This is a genomic window from Ruegeria sp. ABV4_181 (assembly GCF_056158465.1).
In genome coordinates, this window is record NZ_JBSWTI010000002.1 from 2,415,325 (window position 1) to 2,432,586 (window position 17,262).

17 protein-coding genes are annotated in these 17,262 nt (G+C 60.6%); 11 read left to right on the plus strand and 6 right to left on the minus strand.

Annotated elements, in window-relative coordinates; genetic code table 11:
• Nucleotides 1–9 precede the first annotated feature (9 nt).
• A complete protein-coding gene (gene hpt / locus ACXAC3_RS11925; RefSeq protein ID WP_475160321.1) occupies nt 10–552 on the minus strand; it encodes a hypoxanthine phosphoribosyltransferase in 543 nt (180 codons plus the stop codon).
• Nucleotides 553–624: 72 nt separating this feature from the next.
• Between hpt and ACXAC3_RS11930 the strand changes: the two genes are divergently transcribed.
• The gene (locus ACXAC3_RS11930) at nt 625–1,071 is read left to right on the plus strand and encodes a type II toxin-antitoxin system RatA family toxin (RefSeq protein WP_475160322.1); all 447 of its coding nucleotides are present in this window, start codon (nt 625–627) and stop codon (nt 1,069–1,071) included.
• 37 nt (nt 1,072–1,108) lie between these two features.
• A complete protein-coding gene (locus tag ACXAC3_RS11935) occupies nt 1,109–2,404 on the plus strand; it encodes an MmgE/PrpD family protein (RefSeq protein ID WP_475160325.1) in 1,296 nt (431 codons plus the stop codon).
• On the opposite strand, the gene pyrC is transcribed toward ACXAC3_RS11935, so the two are convergent.
• Nucleotides 2,401–3,438: a dihydroorotase gene (pyrC, locus tag ACXAC3_RS11940; protein WP_475160328.1), complete on the minus strand. Its 1,038-nt coding sequence runs from the start codon at nt 3,436–3,438 to the stop codon at nt 2,401–2,403. The two genes, ACXAC3_RS11935 and pyrC, sit on opposite strands and share 4 nt — an antisense overlap.
• A 136-nt stretch (nt 3,439–3,574) precedes the next feature.
• Between pyrC and ACXAC3_RS11945 the strand changes: the two genes are divergently transcribed.
• Complete coding sequence (locus tag ACXAC3_RS11945) at nt 3,575–4,483, plus strand: AAA family ATPase (protein WP_475160330.1); 909 nt, start codon at nt 3,575–3,577, stop codon at nt 4,481–4,483.
• A gap of 58 nt (nt 4,484–4,541) precedes the next feature.
• Nucleotides 4,542–5,798, plus strand: coding sequence for a vWA domain-containing protein (locus ACXAC3_RS11950; RefSeq protein ID WP_475160333.1), 1,257 nt, complete (start codon nt 4,542–4,544; stop codon nt 5,796–5,798).
• Nucleotides 5,799–5,801: 3 nt separating this feature from the next.
• Here ACXAC3_RS11950 and ACXAC3_RS11955 read toward each other — a convergent pair whose 3' ends face one another.
• The gene (locus ACXAC3_RS11955; protein WP_475160336.1) at nt 5,802–6,302 is read right to left on the minus strand and encodes a hypothetical protein; all 501 of its coding nucleotides are present in this window, start codon (nt 6,300–6,302) and stop codon (nt 5,802–5,804) included.
• A 232-nt stretch (nt 6,303–6,534) separates the two neighbouring features.
• Here ACXAC3_RS11955 and ACXAC3_RS11960 point away from each other — a divergent pair, with 232 nt between their 5' ends.
• The 5 genes from ACXAC3_RS11960 (at nt 6,535) to ACXAC3_RS11980 (ending at nt 12,440) form a co-directional block, all read left to right on the plus strand.
• Entirely contained in the window at nt 6,535–7,503 is a 969-nt protein-coding gene (locus tag ACXAC3_RS11960) for an XdhC family protein (RefSeq protein ID WP_475160339.1), read from the plus strand.
• On the plus strand, nt 7,500–8,507 hold the full coding sequence (locus tag ACXAC3_RS11965; RefSeq protein WP_475160341.1) for a molybdopterin-binding protein: 1,008 nt from the start codon (nt 7,500–7,502) through the stop codon (nt 8,505–8,507). Before ACXAC3_RS11960 ends, ACXAC3_RS11965 begins: the two co-directional genes overlap by 4 nt.
• A 146-nt stretch (nt 8,508–8,653) precedes the next feature.
• The gene (locus ACXAC3_RS11970) at nt 8,654–9,139 is read left to right on the plus strand and encodes a (2Fe-2S)-binding protein (protein ID WP_475160342.1); all 486 of its coding nucleotides are present in this window, start codon (nt 8,654–8,656) and stop codon (nt 9,137–9,139) included.
• Nucleotides 9,140–9,193: 54 nt separating this feature from the next.
• Nucleotides 9,194–11,554 (plus strand): xanthine dehydrogenase family protein molybdopterin-binding subunit, encoded by a 2,361-nt coding sequence (locus ACXAC3_RS11975; protein ID WP_475160344.1) that lies wholly within the window; start codon nt 9,194–9,196, stop codon nt 11,552–11,554.
• A 94-nt stretch (nt 11,555–11,648) separates the two neighbouring features.
• Entirely contained in the window at nt 11,649–12,440 is a 792-nt protein-coding gene (locus ACXAC3_RS11980) for an FAD binding domain-containing protein (protein ID WP_475160346.1), read from the plus strand.
• Between the two features lie 42 nt (nt 12,441–12,482).
• On the opposite strand, the gene ACXAC3_RS11985 is transcribed toward ACXAC3_RS11980, so the two are convergent.
• Nucleotides 12,483–13,382: a MurR/RpiR family transcriptional regulator gene (locus tag ACXAC3_RS11985; RefSeq protein ID WP_475160348.1), complete on the minus strand. Its 900-nt coding sequence runs from the start codon at nt 13,380–13,382 to the stop codon at nt 12,483–12,485.
• 88 nt (nt 13,383–13,470) lie between these two features.
• On the opposite strand from ACXAC3_RS11985, the gene ACXAC3_RS11990 reads away from it, so the two are divergent.
• Entirely contained in the window at nt 13,471–14,250 is a 780-nt protein-coding gene (locus tag ACXAC3_RS11990) for a beta-keto acid cleavage family enzyme (protein ID WP_475160350.1), read from the plus strand.
• Nucleotides 14,247–15,563 (plus strand): aspartate aminotransferase family protein, encoded by a 1,317-nt coding sequence (locus ACXAC3_RS11995; RefSeq protein WP_475160353.1) that lies wholly within the window; start codon nt 14,247–14,249, stop codon nt 15,561–15,563. The genes ACXAC3_RS11990 and ACXAC3_RS11995 overlap by 4 nt, the downstream gene beginning before the upstream one ends.
• A gap of 54 nt (nt 15,564–15,617) precedes the next feature.
• Here the strand turns inward: ACXAC3_RS11995 and infC are convergent, their stop codons facing one another.
• Together infC and ACXAC3_RS12005 are read right to left on the minus strand one after the other, a co-directional pair.
• Nucleotides 15,618–16,208 carry a translation initiation factor IF-3 gene (gene infC, locus ACXAC3_RS12000; RefSeq protein WP_475163419.1) on the minus strand — a complete coding sequence of 197 codons (591 nt, stop codon included), beginning with the start codon at nt 16,206–16,208 and terminating at the stop codon, nt 15,618–15,620.
• A 116-nt stretch (nt 16,209–16,324) separates the two neighbouring features.
• Nucleotides 16,325–17,158: a ferredoxin--NADP reductase gene (locus tag ACXAC3_RS12005; RefSeq protein WP_475160355.1), complete on the minus strand. Its 834-nt coding sequence runs from the start codon at nt 17,156–17,158 to the stop codon at nt 16,325–16,327.
• Nucleotides 17,159–17,262 lie beyond the last annotated feature (104 nt).

Sequence of the window (17,262 nt, forward strand, 5' to 3'; positions counted from 1 at the left end):
GTGCCTCGGTCAATCCTCGGTAAAGCGCACTTTTCCGATGAAGGGCAAGTTGCGATTGCGCTGCGCATAGTCGATGCCGTAGCCCACGACAAATTCGTCGGGGATTTCAAAGCCGATCCAGTCCGAGCGGAAATCAACCTCTCGCCGGCTGGGCTTGTCCAGCAGCGCAATAGACTTCAACCGCGCGGGCTTTCGGCTGCTCAGCAGCTTGGTCACGTGGTTCAGCGTATGGCCGGTGTCGACAATATCTTCGACAACCAGAACGTCGCGCCCTTCAATTGCGCCGCGCAGGTCCTTGAGGATGCGAACCTCGCGGCTGCTTTCCATCGAGTCGCCGTAAGACGAAGCCTCCAGAAAATCGACCTCGATCGGCAGATCCAGTTCTCGCACCAGATCGGCGATAAAGACAAAACTGCCGCGCAGCAGCCCAACAACCACCAGCTTGTCCGTGCCGACGAATTCGGCCGTGATTTCGCGGCAAAGCTCCTCGATCCGCGCGGCGATTGCCTTGGCCGAGATCATCTCATCTATCACATATGCGCGGTCGCTCATTGCTGCCCCCTTGATCTTTGGCGCGCAACATACGACATGACGCGCCATTGTCACCTGCAAATACCGGACGCCATGCCTACTCATTCGGAAACCCGCCACCTGCCTTACACTGCTCAGCAGATGTACGACCTGGTTGCCGATGTTGCGAAATATCCCGAGTTCCTGCCGTGGTGCGCAGCCGCCCGTATCCGCCGAACCTATGCTGCCGGCGAAGGCCAGGTGATGGAGGCGGATCTTGTCATATCGTTCAAAGTGTTCCGCGAACGGTTCGGCAGCCGCGTGACCCTGTTCGCCGATCAAAAGAAAATTGACACCGAATATCTGGACGGCCCGTTCAAATACATGAAGTCCGACTGGCAGTTCCAGGACGCTCCGGACGGTGGGTGCGATATCTCCTTCCATGTCGATTTCGAGTTCAAGAATGCCATCCTGCAGGGGATCATCGGGGTCGTTTTCAACGAAGCCATGCACAGGATCGTTCAGGCGTTCGAGGCCCGCGCGGCGGATTTGTACACCTAAGTCTTTACCGTCGCTTGCTGGGCGCTAGACTGCGCCCATGACCGACTTTACCGCTTCTTTGGCCGGGTTTGCCGCAGGCCCGGTTTCGACGTCCCTGCAAACCCGGGTCGTCACCTCTCTGTCCGTTCTCGACTGGATCGCCGTGGGGCGCGCCGGGGTTGGCGAGCCGGTTTCTCAGTCCGTGCGCGATCTTGTTCTGAGCGAAGAAGGGGCCGGGCAGGCGCATCTGTTTGGCGGCGGCGCTGCGCCGCTGCGGGGGGCCGCATTGGTCAACGGCACTGTGTCCCATGCGTTGGACTATGATGACACGCATTTTGCCCATATCGGTCACCCGTCGGTGGCGATCCTGCCGGCTGCACTGGCGCTCGGTGATTGGGACGACCGCATTCTTGTCGACTTCCTCGAAGCCGCATTGGTCGGGATGGAGCTTTCGATCCGCATAGGGTTGTGGCTGGGCCGCGATCATTATCAGGCCGGTTTTCACCAGACTGCAACGGCTGGTGCATTCGGTGCGGCGGTGGCTGTCGGTCGGCTGCTCGGGTTCGATGCTGATCAGATGAAAAAGGTTCTTGGCCTGACAGCTACCCGGGCTGCGGGCCTGAAGGCGCAGTTCGGGACAATGGGAAAACCATACAACGCCGGGCTTGCAGCCTCTGCCGGGGTCGAGTCCGCCTTGCTTGTCGCCAAGGGGTTTGAACCCAGCGTCGACGCGCTGGACGGGCCTTACGGGTTCGGTGCAACTCATCAAGGTCAGGGGGACAGCGATTCCGCGCTGGACGGGCTGGGCGATGAATGGCTGTTCGAAAGTGTCAGCCATAAGTTCCACGCCTGCTGTCACGGCCTGCACGCGGCGCTTGAGGCCGCGCGCGATCTGGATATCGCCGAGCCCGAAGTGGCCGAAATCAGGATCAAAACCCATCCGCGGTGGATGAGTGTGTGCAACCAGACCGCACCGACCACCGGGCTGGGGGCCAAATTTTCCTATCGGACCGTCATTGCCATGCAGGCGCTGGGTTACGACACGGCCTTGCCGGGTAGCTATTCGGAAAAGACCTGCGCGGACCCGCGTCTGATCTCATTGCGGGATCGTGTGTCGGTCGAGGCTGACAAGTCGCTCTCCGAAACTCAGGCCCGTCTGACCTTGCTGCGCCGTGACGGAGCTCGCCGCGAAGCCACCCATGATCTGTTGACACCGTTGACGCTGTCGGATCGCGAAGACCGGGTTCGGGCCAAAGCGGCCAAACTGATCGGGGCCGGGGACGCGGACGCGATCTGGTCGATGCTGCGCACCGGCGGTCGCGCCCGGGATCTGGCCAGTCTGCTGGCGGGTTAATCCACGCGCCAATGCAGTGGAAAGCCCGGATCGAAAACCGTCACCGGGCCGTCGCCGGTGTCGATCTTGTCTGGGTATTCCACCGGCTCGCCTTTGGTCAGGGTGATGGTGTCCGCATTCACAGGAAGTCCGTAAAAGGCAGGCCCGTGCATCGAAACAAACCCTTCCAGCTTGTCCAGCGCATTTTCACGGTCGAACATCTCGGCGACCAGAGACATTGTGTTCGTGGCGGTGAAACACCCGGCGCATCCGCAGGCCATTTCCTTGTTGGCATCCGTATGTGGCGCACTGTCGGTGCCCAGGAAGAACCTCGCATCGCCCGAGGTCGCTGCGGCCAGCAAGGCCAGTCGGTGTTCCTCGCGTTTGGCAACAGGAAGGCAGTAGTAATGCGGTTTGATCCCGCCGACCAGAATGTGGTTTCGGTTGATGATCAGATGGTGCGCCGTGATCGTTGCGCCCAGATCGGTGTCGTTGGCTTTGACGTAATCCACGCCATTTGCGGTCGTGATATGTTCCATCACTACGCGCAGGCCGGGTGTCGCCTTGCGGATCGGGTCCAGAACCCGGTCGATGAACACAGCCTCACGGTCGAAAATGTCGATCTCGGACTCTGTGACCTCGCCATGCACGCACAGGGGCAGGCCGATCTCGCCCATGCGTTCCAGCACCGGTCGCACCTTGTCGAAATCCCGCACCCCCGAGGCCGAGTTGGTGGTGGCCCCCGCCGGATACAGCTTGACCGCCTTGACCAGACCGCTGGCATGGGCGGCGGCCACATCCGCAGGGTCGGTATCTTCGGTCAGATACAGCGTCATCAGCGGCTCGAACGTCATATCGGCGGGCAGGGCGGCCAGAATACGATCACGATAAGTGGCCGCCTGATCGCCGCGCACGACCGGCGGCACCAGGTTCGGCATGATGATCGCGCGGGCAAAATGGCGCGCGGTTTCGGGCAGGACGGCCTGCAACATCGCGCCGTCGCGCAGATGCAGATGCCAGTCGTCGGGGCGGCGGATTGTGATGCGATCTGTCATGCCGCCTCCGCTAGCACAGAGCCCGCCGCCGGAAAAGACCTTGCCATCCGACCTTTTTGCCGTAAGTCCCGGAAAGACCACGGTCTTGACGCGCGCGTGCTACCATGACCTGTTGTGCCGAGGGAGAGACTTGCAGATGACACAACCGGATTCCATCGACGCCGTTCAATCCATGCTGGGTTCGCAGGGCTATGTCTGCGGGCGGGCGCTGGCCACGGTCGTGTTCCTGTCGCTGAAACTGGGCCGTCCGCTGTTTCTGGAAGGTGAGGCCGGTGTCGGCAAAACCGAGATTGCCAAAGCGCTGGCCGCCGGGCTGAATCGGCGGCTGATCCGGTTGCAATGTTACGAAGGGCTGGACGCGTCCTCGGCGGTATATGAATGGAATTTTCCGGCGCAGATGGTGGCCATCCGCACGGCGGAGGCCGCGGGTGGCGCCGATCGGGGCGCACTGCAATCTGAACTATTCTCGGACGACTATCTGATCGAGCGCCCCTTGCTGCAGGCGATGCGCCCGGACGAATACGGCGCGCCCGTTCTGCTGATTGATGAACTGGACCGCACCGATGAGCCGTTTGAGGCGTTCCTGCTGGAGGCGCTCAGCGATTTTCAGGTCACAATCCCTGAACTGGGCACCGTGAAAGCCCCGCAACCGCCCATCGTGATCGTCACCTCGAACCGCACGCGCGAAGTACACGATGCGCTGAAACGCCGCTGTCTGTATCATTGGGTCGATTATCCCGATTTCGAACGCGAGATCGAAATTCTGCACGCCCGCGCGCCCGAGGCCGCCGAAGCGCTCAGCCGAGAGGTGGTCGCCTTCGTCCAGCACCTGCGCACCGAGGATCTATTCAAGAAACCGGGCGTGGCCGAGACCATAGACTGGGCCAAGTGCCTGCTGGCGCTGGACGTGATCAACCTCAGCCCCGAGGTGATCGGCGACACGCTGGGCGCGATCCTGAAATATCAGGATGATATCCAGAAATTGCAGGGGTCCGAAGCAAAGCGGATTCTGGATGAGGCGAAGGCGACGTTGGAGCCTGCCTGATGCTTCTTCTGTTCAAGAATACGTCGGGGGTATGGGGGCAGAGCCCCCGTGAAAGGTAATGGCAGAACACCTTACACTCGATATCCCGAATGACCCGAAACTGGCGCAGAACATCACGCATTTCGCACGTGCCTTGCGCAAAGCAGGGTTGCCCATTGGGACGGGACGGGTCGTTGATGCCATCCGGGCTGTGCAGGCCGCCGGGTTCACCGAAAAGCGGGATTTCTACTGGACGCTGCACGCCTGTTTTGTGAACCGCCCTGAACATCGCACGGTGTTCGCGCAGGTCTTCCGCATGTACTGGCGCGATCCGCGTTACATGGAACACATGATGGCCATGATGCTGCCCGCCATTCGTGGAGTGCAAGAGGAACGCAAGGCTGACCCTGCCGAAAAGCGCGCGGCTGAGGCGTTGTTGGACGGGTTGGAACGCGATCTGTCCGAGGCGGTCGAGCAGGAAGAAGAGACCGTGCTGGAGATTGACGCCTCGCAAACCGCGTCCTCCGAGGAACGTCTGCGCAATCTGGACTTCGAACAGATGAGCACGGCCGAGATCGCTCAGGCCAAACGTATGCTGGCGCGGCTGACCCTTCCGGTCAAACCTATCGAATCCCGGCGTGGTCAGGCCAGCCATCTGGGGCATCGGATCGACCGCGCCCGAACCTTGCGCGCGGCAATGCGGCAGGGCGGAGAGTTGCGCAATATCGCGCGCCTGAAGCCAAGACCCCGCTGGCCCAACCTTGTGGTGCTTTGCGATATTTCGGGGTCGATGAGCCAGTACAGCCGGATCATCCTGCAATTCCTGCATTCGGTCTCCAACGCCAAGGGCGCGGGTTGGGCGCGGGTCCATGCGTTCACCTTCGGCACGCGTCTGACCAATATCACCCGCCACCTGCAACAACGTGACGTCGATGCAGCGCTGGCCGCCGCCGGGGCCGAGGCGCAGGATTGGGAAGGCGGCACACGGATCGGCGACTGTTTGCACGCGTTCAACCGCGACTGGTCGCGCCGGGTAATGGGGCAGGGCGCGGTGGTGCTTTTGATCTCGGACGGGCTGGATCGCGGCGAACCCGATGCGCTGGCGAAAGAGATGGAGCGTCTGCATTTGTCGGCGCGCCGCCTCATCTGGCTCAACCCGCTGTTGCGCTGGGATGGGTTTGCGCCGCGTGCTCAGGGCGTGGCAGCCATGCTGCCGCATGTCGACAGCTTCCGCGCGGGTCATTCGATTGCGTCTCTGGAAGACTTGGCCGACGTCATCTCGAAACCTGACGACATGGGAGAGAAAGCGCGGCTGATGACCGCGCTTTCGGGCTGAATATCAGCTCAGCTGTTCTTGGTTGCACTTGCGCGCCATTTCCATGGCCTTGTAAGTGCCGGTCAGGTCAACGGTGAATGCGAATTCTTTTTCCGGGAACACGACCATGACTTTCTGCTTGGCAATGTCATCCGCAAATTGCGGATCATCAGACAGGACATACCCACCGGAATACCCCTTGGTGATGTTGCCTTTCATGCCCGTGGCTTCGCCGACATAGATGTTGTCGCCCAGCAGGATCGCCACACCCTCTTTCTCACCGCGTTTGATGTCGGTCTTCGCCTTGGTGAAAACACCGACATACCCGACGCCGCGGTCTTCGGTCAGCCCCATCTGGACGACGTTTTCTAAATCATCGACCGCCTCGATCAGACAGGATTTCTTGTCCTGGTCGATGAAAACCTTCCAGCCTTCAACTTCGCCATAACGCAGGAACGTATCTGCGGCCACGCCGGTCGAGGTCAGCAGGCCGATTGCCATTCCGAGTGTAAAAATGCGTTTCAACTCTCTGTCTCCGTTGTGAAATATAATATGCGCATACAGGAATACCTACGCGCGCCTGCAGGCTAGGATTTGGAATTCGGTCAATCAATCCCTTTCACCAAGCACAGGAAACCGGGCTGGTTTGCGCCGATCCATGTTCGTTTGCCCGTCGCACCAATCACTTGAGGTCACGCCTTCCTTTTCATCGCGCCAAACCTCCCTATGTTGGATCAGAACACGCCGGGAGGGTGCAATGGACAAATTCGACAACAGCCCCGAGACCGCCCTGGAATGGTATCGAGACGGCCAGCCAACAGCACTGGCCACGGTCGTCGAGACCTGGGGCAGCGCGCCGCGCCGTGTCGGGGCGCAACTGGTGATCGCAGGAGACGGCCGCATCGAGGGGTCCGTCTCGGGCGGGTGTGTCGAAGGCGCGGTTATAGTCGAGGCGCTGGAGGCCATCGACGAGGGCGAAGCTCGGCTATTGGAATTTGGCGTCAGTGACGAGGACGCATTTGCCGTCGGCTTGGCGTGCGGCGGGACGATCCGCGTTCTGGTCGAACCTGTGGGAAAGGTCCTGTCAGAAGACCTGCTTAAGGATCTTGTGGATGCCCGGTCCCGCCGCGAACCGGTGGCTTATGAGGTGAATATCGAAACCGGGCGCAGAGCATTGCGCCGGAACGCATATCCCGACCGGTTGCGCATGGATCGGTCCGGGTTCGAAGAAGACGGTCAGACATTTGTCGCGGTTCACAATCCACCGCTGAAGCTGATCGTGGTCGGCGCGGTTCACATTGCACAGGCGCTTGTGCCGATGGCGCGGATCGCCGGGTACGATCCGGCCATCATCGACCCGCGCGAAGCCTTCGCCTCAAACGCGCGCTTTCCCGGTGAGACGATCCTGACGGACTGGCCGGATGAGGCCATTGCCAAGCTGGGAATGGACACGCGCACGGCGGTGGTATTGCTGACCCATGACCCCAAGCTGGACGACCCGGCGCTGGAGGCCGCATTGCAGGCCGGCGTGTTTTATATCGGCGCGTTGGGGTCCAGGCGAACCCATGCCAAACGGGTGGCCCGCATGCAGGAAGCCGGGTTTACTCAGGCGCAGATCGACCGAATTCACGGGCCGATCGGATTGGATATCGGCGCAGCGGACCCGTCGGAAATCGCAGTGGCTGTTCTGGCGCAAATGACGGCCGTCTTGCGGGGCAAAGCGTGAAATTTGGCCCGGTTCCCGTTGCGGATGTCGTCGGCAACGTTCTGGCCCATTCCGTTCAGGTGGGCGGTTCCAAGCTGCGCAAGGGGGTCCGGCTGACAGCCGAACATCAGGCGCAACTTGTTGCTGCCGGATTCGGCACTGTGACGGTGGCCCGGATTGACCCGGACGATTGTCACGAGGACGAGGCCGCTCGCCTGCTGGCAGCCGCATTGGCACCTGACCCCAAGGACGCAGCCCTGCGGGTCACGCAGCCATTTACCGGGCGCGTGAACCTGCTGGCCGACGGGCCGGGCGTTGCCGTGCTGGATGTCGAAGCGCTTGAGGCGTTCAATCTGGTCAACCCGATGATCACTGTCGCGACCGTTCCGCAGTATCAGCAGATGGGCGCAGGGGGGATGGTCGCAACGATCAAGGTCATCTCATACGCAGTGCCGCGCGCTGACGTTGACGAGGCATCCCGGCTGGCGCAGTCATCCATTCGATTGGCCCGCCCGGTCTATCGCAGGGCAGGGCTGGTCGTGACTGATATTCCCGGTGGTCCCCCGAACGAAAAGGGTATCGCTGCGATACAGGGCCGGGTCGAGGCCCTTGGCATGGAACTGGGCGACGTGCGCATTGTGCCCCACAAAACCGACGCTCTTGCGGCGGCGATGACGGAAACGCAGGGCGATGTCGTCATGATCCTGACCGGCTCCGCGACCTCGGATGTGTCGGACGTCGCTCCCGAGGCGGTGCGCGCCGCAGGGGGGCATGTAGATCGGTTTGGTATGCCCGTCGATCCGGGCAATCTGCTGTTTCTCGGGTCCCTCGGGGACCGCCCGGTGATCGGCTTGCCCGGATGCGCGCGGTCACCGGCCCTGAACGGCGCGGACTGGGTGCTGTCTCGTGTCGCCTGCGGGATCGCGACGTCGGCAGTTGATATCGCCGGAATGGGGGTTGGTGGGTTGCTCAAGGAAATACCCACGCGACCTCAGCCGCGCGCGTCCCGCAAAAAGGTGACGTAACGGCAATTTGTTTCTCTGAAACACCGGTTTAGCTCATGAGAGATGGGCGTTTCTCTGGCTGAAAAAGCTGGCAAAGATTTTTGTTCTCAAACGAAAATTCCCGTGTTTAACTCGGGGCAAGCAAAAACACGAAATGGGAGGAACTTATGACACAGGTCTCAATGACCGTGAACGGAAAGTCCGTGAGCGGTGATGTCGAAGGCCGGACGTTGCTGTCCAGCTTTCTGCGCGACCACCTTTCGCTGACCGGGACGCATGTGGGCTGCGACACGGCGCAATGTGGCGCGTGCGTCGTGCATGTGAATGGCGAGGCGGTCAAATCCTGCAACATGCTGGCGCTTGAGGCCGACGGGGCCGACGTGGGCACCATCGAAGGTCAGGCCAATGCCGACGGCTCTTTGAACATCATTCAGCAGGCGTTTCAGGATCATCACGGTTTGCAATGCGGGTTCTGCACCCCCGGCATGGTGATGAGCGCCGCGGCGCTGCTCAAAGAGAACCCGCGCCCGACAGAAAGTGAAATCCGCAAGTATCTGGAAGGCAACCTGTGCCGGTGCACCGGCTATCACAACATCGTCAAGGCGATCATGGCCGCATCCGGCCAGGACGTAAGCAACATCGCTGCCGAGTGACGCGGCCATAAAGAATTTTCGACGAAAATTCTTTTTCAGGGAGGAGAACAAGCAATGCCCAAAGACAGTGGCATCGGAGCCAGTTCCAAGCGGCGCGAGGACGTACGCTTTCTGACCGGAGCAGGCAATTACACCGACGACATCAACGCACATGGCCAGGCCTATGTGCATTTTCTGCGGTCCGACATCGCACATGGCAGGATCAAATCCATCGACACTTCGGCGGCCGAAGCCATGCCGGGCGTGGTCAAGGTCTTCACCGGCAAGGATTTTGAAGGCGTGGGTGGCATGCCCTGCGGCTGGGAAGTGACCGACAAGCACGGCGCACCGATGCAGGAGCCGCCGCACCCGATCCTGGCGCAGGGTAAGGTGCGCCATGTGGGCGATCCCATTGCCGCCGTGGTGGCCGACAGTCTGGAACAGGCGCGCGACGCTGCCGAGGCGATCGATCTGGACATCGAAGAACTGCCTGCGGTTCTCGACATGAAGGCCGCCGCGCAGGATGGCGCGACGCTGGTCCATGACGATCTGAAGAACAACATCTGCTATGACTGGCAACTGGGTGAGGCCGACGACGCCAAGGTCAACGAAGTCTTTTCGAATGCCGCTCATGTGACCACTCTGGATCTGGTCAACAACCGTCTGGTTGCCAACCCGATGGAGCCGCGCGTGGCCGTGGCCGAATACAGCCGGGCGACCGAGGAATATACGCTCTACACAACTTCGCAGAACCCGCATGTGATCCGGCTGCTGATGTGCGCCTTTGTGCTGGGCCTGCCCGAGCACAAGGTCCGCGTGGTCGCGCCGGATGTTGGCGGCGGCTTTGGCACCAAGATCTTCCATTATGCCGAAGAAGCGTTCTGCACCTTCGCTGCCAAGGCCTGTGGCCGCCCGGTTAAGTGGTCGTCCAGCCGGTCCGAGGCGTTCATGTCGGATGCCCATGGCCGCGACCATGTCAGCACGATTGAACTGGCACTGGACGCTGACAACAACTTTGTCGGGTTGCGGACAAATACCTTTGCCAATCTGGGCGCATATCTGTCGACCTTCTCCAGTTCGGTTCCAACCTGGCTGCATGGCACATTGATGGCGGGCAACTACAAGACGCCGGTCATTCAGGTGAATGTGAAGGCGATGTTCACCAACACGGTGCCCGTGGACGCCTATCGCGGCGCGGGTCGTCCCGAGGCGACGTTCCAGTTGGAGCGGGTCGTGGACAAAGCCGCGCGCGAGTTGGGGGTCGATCCGATTGCCCTGCGCCGTCAGAACTTTGTCACCCAGTTCCCCTATGACACGCCGGTGGCGCTGACCTATGACACCGGGGATTACAACGGAACAATGGACAAGCTTGAGGCTGCCGCTGATCTGGCGGGCTTTGCCGCACGCCGTTCAGCGAGCGAAGCCAACGGCAAGCTGCGCGGTCTGGGCATCAATTGCTATATCGAAGCCTGTGGGATTGCGCCGTCGAATATCGTCGGGATGCTGGGGGCCCGCGCCGGTCTCTATGATGCGGCGACAGTGCGCGTGAACGCGACGGGGTCGATCAGTGTCATGGTGGGTGCGCACAGCCACGGGCAGGGGCATGAAACGGCCTTTCCTCAGGTTGTGGCCGACATGATCGGCATCGATGAATCGATGGTTGAGATCGTGCATGGTGATACCTCGAAAATCCCGTTTGGCATGGGAACCTATGGCTCGCGCAGCCTTGCGGTCTGCGGCTCGGCCATGGTCAAGGCAACCGAGAAGGTGATCGACAAGGCCAAGAAGATCGCGGCCCATCTGCTGGAAGCATCCGATGCCGATATCGAGTTGAAGGACGGGCAGTTCAGCGTGGCCGGTACCGACAAATCGGTGGCCTGGGGTGATGTGACCCTGACGGCCTATGTGCCGCATAACTACCCATTGGAGGTCGAGCCGGGGCTGGAGGAAACCGCGTTTTATGACCCGGCCAACTTTACGTTTCCGGCAGGCGCCTATGCCTGTGAGGTCGAGGTTGATCCGGATACCGGTCAGGTCACGATCGAAGCCTTCACGGCCGCAGACGACTTCGGCAATATCGTCAATCCGATGATTGTTGACGGGCAGGTACATGGCGGCATCGGTCAAGGCATCGGTCAGGCGCTGCTGGAGAACTGCGCCTATGACGAGAACGGTCAGTTGCTGAGTGCGTCCTTCATGGACTACGCGATGCCGCGTGCGGATGACGTGCCGTTCTATGGTGTCGATCACTCCAGCCAGACGCCGTGTACGCACAATCCGTTGGGCGTGAAGGGCTGCGGTGAGGCCGGGGCCATCGGCTCACCACCAGCGGTGGTCAACGCGGTGCTGGATGCGCTGAACTCGGGCGGAAAGGCGGTTGATCACATCGACATGCCGGTGAGCCCGTCGCGCGTTTGGACGGCGATGAACAGCTGAGAGATTGGGGAGGCTGGGGGCTCTGCCCCCAGACCCCCGAGGTATTTATAGCCAGATGAAGGGCGGATCCGCGCCTTTCGGAAAGGAAGACGAAATGTACAGTTTCGAATTTGATAAGCCCTCGACCATTGCGGACGCGGTTGCCGCGCTTGGGTCCGAGGACGCGCAGGCGCTGGGGGGCGGTCAGACGCTGATCCCGACGCTGAAGCAACGGTTGGCAGCCCCTTCGGCGCTGGTGTCGCTGAGCGGGATTGCCGAAATGCATGGGGTCTGTATCGAGGATGACGGCTCGGTCGCGATAGGTGGGGCGACGACCCATGCCGCGGTGGCGCGCGAGGCTGCGGGGCACTATCCGGCGCTTGCAGCGCTGGCCGGTCAGATCGGTGACCCGGCTGTGCGCAACCGCGGAACCATCGGCGGTTCGCTTGCCAATAACGATCCGGCGGCCTGCTATCCGGCCGGTGCGCTGGGGTCCGGTGCGACGATCATCACCAACAGCCGCCGGATCGAGGCGGATGAGTTCTTCGAGGGGATGTTCACCACGGCGCTGGACGAAGGCGAGATCATCACCAGCGTTCGGCTTCCGGTGCCGCAGGCGGCGAGCTATCAGAAGTTCCTGCAGCCGGCCTCACGATTTGCGCTGGTCGGTGTCTATCTGGCGCGGTTTTCAGACGGCGTGCGCGTTGCGGTGACCGGGGCCAGCGAAGATGGAGTGTTCCGTTGGTCTGAGGCTGAGGAGGCGCTGAACAAGGAGTTTCGGGCGGATGCCCTGATGGGTCTTGGCATCAACCCGGCAAACATGATCGGCGATCTGCATGGCAGTAAGGAATACCGGGCGCATCTGGTCGGTGTAATGACCAAACGCGCTGTTGAAGCCTGCCTGTAGGCCGCACAGGATTGGTAGGTCCCGGCCGAGCGCCGGGGCCGTCTACTTTCGCCGAAGTCTGGGTGGTTTGGCCGGTTGCCAATAGGCGCCGGTGTCCTCGCGCGCCTTTTGATACGCGTCAATCCGTTGGCGGGCCGCGGTGCCGCCGGCGTCAAAAAGATGACCCAGCAGGCATTCCAGTACAGCCATCGCGCCTGTGTAGCAGGAAAACTGGTGCAGTGCCCGGGTGCTGACCGTAAACGCAATGTCCGGTTCGACACCGGGCGCGATCACGTCGCTGTCGGAGATCAGAATGAGGCGCAGACCCTTGCGTTTAGCAAAGCGCATCGACTGGATCGTTTCCGCGGAATAAGGGTGGACGGTGATGGCGATCAGACAATCCTGACGGTCGGCATCCAGCAGATCATCCGCGGCTGATCCGACATGCCTGGGGATCAGTTGGATACCCGGATGCGCCATGCGCCCGGCGTAAGAGAAGTAATAAGCCAGCGCGTAGCTTGCGCGCGTGGCGGTTACAAAGCACCGGCGCGCGGATGTGATGTAGTCAACCGCCTTGCGGGTGCTTTCAGGTTTCATCAGACGCAAAGACCGGGTCACAACGTTCTGTTCGTTCTGTACAAACCCGGCTTGCTTTTTGCCGAATTCGTCTTCGGTCTGCAGTGTGGTCAGCCAGCCCTGATCAAGATCGGCCTCTCGGTCGGTGACCAGAGCATTGCGGAACGGATCGCGGAATGCCTCGAACCCGTCAAAGCCCATGCGTTGCGCCAGACGGACCAGTACGTTTGAGCTGACGCCGATTTTTGCCGCTGAAACCCGGATTGGGTCCAGGCCGAAATCCCCGGGGTGGTCGATGATGTATTTTGCGGCCGCCTGAAGACCTGCGGGCATCTGTGCGATATCCTGACGCAAGCGATCGGTCAGCTGGTTTGGCGTGACTGTCATGGTGGGAAAAGAACATATGTTTTCAAATTAGCAAGTAGAAAACAACACGCACCAGAATAAATGGGGTGAGCAATCCAGAGGAAAGCAGATGTCAGATACGCGATTACAAGACGAACCCTCTCGATTCCCGTATATTCTGGTGGCTCCGAACGGCGCAAGGCGGGGGGCGGCGGATCATGCGGAGCTTCCGGTTTCCATGGATCAGATTCTGGAGACCGCGCTGGCCTGTCACACTGCAGGGGCTGATGGGCTTCACCTGCACATTCGCGATGCGCGCGGGCGACACTCGCTGGATGCAGGCCAGTATATTGAAACCATCACCGAGTTGCGTCGGGTTGTTCCGAACATGGACGTTCAGATTACAACCGAAGCGGCAGGTGTTTTTGACGTGCCTGCGCAACTGGAATGTTTGCGACAGGTTCAACCGGAATGGGCGTCCATTTCCGTTCGCGAAGTTGCGCGGGAGCCTGATCTGGCGGCCCGGATTTTTGACCTGTGTGCAGAACAGGGAACCCGGGTGCAACACATCCTGTACGACGCGGAAGACGCCGCGCTTTTGACGCGATGGCAGAAGGCGGGGATTGTGAAGGCCGGGCAGGTGGATCGCCTGCTGGTACTGGGCCGGTATACCGACGGTCAGGTTTCCACGCCCGGCGATATTGACCGGTTTCCGGTAGAGGCGTTCCCCTGGATGGTTTGTGCCTTCGGGGCGCAGGAACATGCGTGTCTGGAGGAGGCCGCGCGTCGCGGGGGCGATGTCCGGGTCGGGTTTGAGAACAGCCTGACGGATCGAGACGGAACACGCTGGGCAGATAACGCGGCGTCGGTATCGGCGCTTGTCACCAAGTTGGAAGGGGCATTCAAATGAGTTACGTTTTTCCACGCCATACGAAATCTCAGTTGCCTGTCGCCGCCGGCGGCGATGGCTGTTACCTGATCGATGCCGAGGGACGACGCTATCTGGATTGCGGCGACGCGGCGGTGTCTTGTCTGGGGCATTCCAACCCGGCAGTGATCCGGGCGGTGCAGGATCAGGTTCAGCAGATCGCCTTTGCGCATACCGGTTTCATGACGTCCGAGCCGGCCGAAGAACTGGCGGACCTGCTGATCCGGCACGCGCCCGGTGATCTGGACCGGGTGTATTTCGTCTCGGGCGGGTCCGAGGCGACCGAAGCCGCGATCAAGCTGGCGCGGCAATACTTTCTTGAAATTGGGCAACCTGACCGCCGGCATGTCATTGCGCGGCGTCAGAGCTACCACGGCAATACGCTGGGTGCCCTGTCAGCGGGCGGTAATGCGTGGCGACGCGCGCAGTTCGCGCCGATGCTGATCGAGATGACACATATTTCACCCTGCTATGAGTATGCTGAAAAGGCGGATGAGGAGAGCAGTTTCGACTATGGTCAGCGGGTGGCCAACGAGCTTGAAGCCGAAATCCTGCGCCTGGGTCCTGAAACGGTCATGGCCTTCATGGCCGAACCTGTCGTGGGTGCAACTTTGGGCGCGGTGCCAGCGGTCGAAGGGTACTTAATACGCATTCGCGAGATCTGCGATCAATACGGAGTATTGCTGATTCTTGACGAGGTCATGTGCGGCATGGGGCGCACGGGGCATCTGTTCGCCTGCGATCATGATGGCGTTGCACCGGACATTCTGTGCATCGCTAAGGGGTTAGGAGCCGGGTATCAACCGATCGGAGCCATGATCTGTACCGCTCAAATCTATGATGCGATCCGGGACGGGTCGGGTTTTTTTCAGCACGGCCATACTTATATCGGCCATCCGGTCGCCACGGCTGCGGCGCTGGCCGTCGTAAGGGAACTGACGGAAAACGATCTGCCGACGCGCGCGGGTTCAGTGGGTGCGCAACTGCAATCGGCATTACAGGCGGCGTTTGGTCAGCATCCGCACGTCGGTGATATTCGTGGGCGCGGGCTGTTTCGCGGCATCGAACTGGTTGCCGACCGGAACAGCAAGGCGCCGTTTGACCCGGCCAAAGGCGTCGCAGGCCGGATCAAAAAGGCGGCTCTGGCCGAAGGGCTGATATGCTACCCGATGTCCGGCACACGGGACGGGAAAAACGGTGACCACATTCTGCTGGCGCCGCCCTTCATCATCGAGGACGGGCAAATCGACGAGCTGGTGACCAAGCTAAAGCGCGCCTTTGATGCGGTGATCTGAAAAAAAGGGCTCCGGCCAATTGACGGAGCCCTTCTTTCGGCAATATGCGTTGGTTTACTTCTGCGGCAGCGGACCGATCATCATGATCATCTGACGACCTTCCATCTTGGGCATGTTTTCAATCTTGCCCAAATCCTTGACGTCTTCGGCGACACGCTCCAGCAGCTCGCGCCCGAGGTTCTGGTGTGCCATCTCGCGGCCACGGAAACGCAGGGTGACTTTAACCTTGTCGCCGTTTTCAAGAAACTTGAACACGTTTCGCATCTTGACGTCATAGTCATGCGTGTCGGTGTTGGGCCGGAACTTGACCTCTTTCACTTCGATGATCTTTTGTTTTTTGCGGGCTTCGCTTTCGCGCTTCTGCTGCTCATATTTGAACTTGCCAAAGTCCATGATCTTGCAGACCGGCGGGTTCGCGTTGGGCGAAATCTCGACCAGATCAAGTCCGGCATCTGCGGCCATCTGCATGGCCTTTGCGGGATGAACCACCCCGACGTTTTCTCCATCAGCGCCAATCAGACGAATTTCGGGGGCACGGATCTTATCATTGACGCGCGGGCCGGTATCGCGTTGCGGCGGCGCGTTGTGAGGTCTGCGAGCTATGGGTTCATTCCTTTGATGATTGCAGAATTTCGAGCCCGGAATTTAGACTGACGCGCGGGTTGTTTCAAGCGTGATCCGCGCCGAAAAGCTGAAATCCACAGGATTTCCAGCGGGTTTATGCGCGGGCCCCGGTCTTTGCCGCTGCCCGCGCAATCCGATCAGCCGACAAAGGCCTTTTCAATCACAAATTCCTTGGGCTCGGAATTGGCGCCTTCGCGCAGACCAAATTCTTCCAGGATTTCCTTGATGTCCAGGTTGAAGGCCAGCGACCCGCACACCATGGCCCGGTCGGTTTCGGGCTTGATGCCACCTTCGATGCCCAGATCGGCAAAGACGGTCCCGTCTTTCAGCAGCTCGGTAATGCGGCCCATCTTGGGGCTCTGTTCCCGCGTGGTGGTCGGGTAATAGCGGATCTTGTCGGCAAAGCCTTCGCCGATCAGTTCAGCCAGCAGTTCATCCTGACGGATGTCCTCGATCAGTTGACGGCCATATTCCAGCTCAGCCACCTCGCGGCAGGTATGGGTGATGATGACCTCGTCATAATCCTCATAGGTCTGCGGCTCGCGCAGCAGCGACGCAAACGGCGCAAAGCCGGTGCCGGTGGCAAAGAACCACAGCCGCTTGCCCGGCAGCAGCGCATCGTGAACCAGCGTGCCGACGGGCTTGGGCCGCAGGATGATCTGGTCGCCAGGCTGGATATGCTGCAGTTTCGAGGTCAAGGGACCGTCCTGCACTTTGATCGAGTAGAATTCCAGCTCTTCATCCCAGGACGGCGATGCGATGGAATAGGCGCGAAGCAGCGGTTTGCCGTTGTCGCCCAGAAGGCCGATCATCACGAACTCACCCGAGCGGAACCGCAACGAGGCCGGGCGCGACACCTTGAACGAGAACAGGCGGTCGGTCCAGTGCTTGACCTCGGTCACAGTCTGGGCGTCGGGCAAAACGGGGGCCTTAACGGCGGTTGCTTCGGTCACGGGTCTCATCTCTGTCATCGTTTCACTATCGGTCTGCTTAACCGACATCTCCGTTTAATCTTTGATCCAGGTCAGGAAAAGGGGGCAGTTGCCCCCACGTCCTGTCATTGGCCGGTATTTGG

Bases quoted from the DNA above. Each gene is read 5' to 3' on its own strand.
- ACXAC3_RS11980 (WP_475160346.1), top strand. From the start codon at position 11,649: ATGTACAGTTTCGAATTTGATAAGCCCTCGACCATTGCGGACGCGGTT.
- ACXAC3_RS11985 (WP_475160348.1), bottom strand. From the start codon at position 13,382: ATGACAGTCACGCCAAACCAGCTGACCGATCGCTTGCGTCAGGATATC.
- ACXAC3_RS11975 (WP_475160344.1), top strand. From the start codon at position 9,194: ATGCCCAAAGACAGTGGCATCGGAGCCAGTTCCAAGCGGCGCGAGGAC.
- ACXAC3_RS11990 (WP_475160350.1), top strand. From the start codon at position 13,471: ATGTCAGATACGCGATTACAAGACGAACCCTCTCGATTCCCGTATATT.
- ACXAC3_RS11945 (WP_475160330.1), top strand. From the start codon at position 3,575: ATGACACAACCGGATTCCATCGACGCCGTTCAATCCATGCTGGGTTCG.
- ACXAC3_RS11960 (WP_475160339.1), top strand. From the start codon at position 6,535: ATGGACAAATTCGACAACAGCCCCGAGACCGCCCTGGAATGGTATCGA.
- ACXAC3_RS11970 (WP_475160342.1), top strand. From the start codon at position 8,654: ATGACACAGGTCTCAATGACCGTGAACGGAAAGTCCGTGAGCGGTGAT.
- ACXAC3_RS11950 (WP_475160333.1), top strand. From the start codon at position 4,542: ATGGCAGAACACCTTACACTCGATATCCCGAATGACCCGAAACTGGCG.
- ACXAC3_RS12005 (WP_475160355.1), bottom strand. From the start codon at position 17,158: ATGACAGAGATGAGACCCGTGACCGAAGCAACCGCCGTTAAGGCCCCC.
- pyrC (WP_475160328.1), bottom strand. From the start codon at position 3,438: ATGACAGATCGCATCACAATCCGCCGCCCCGACGACTGGCATCTGCAT.
- hpt (WP_475160321.1), bottom strand. From the start codon at position 552: ATGAGCGACCGCGCATATGTGATAGATGAGATGATCTCGGCCAAGGCA.
- ACXAC3_RS11935 (WP_475160325.1), top strand. From the start codon at position 1,109: ATGACCGACTTTACCGCTTCTTTGGCCGGGTTTGCCGCAGGCCCGGTT.
- ACXAC3_RS11995 (WP_475160353.1), top strand. From the start codon at position 14,247: ATGAGTTACGTTTTTCCACGCCATACGAAATCTCAGTTGCCTGTCGCC.
- ACXAC3_RS11930 (WP_475160322.1), top strand. From the start codon at position 625: ATGCCTACTCATTCGGAAACCCGCCACCTGCCTTACACTGCTCAGCAG.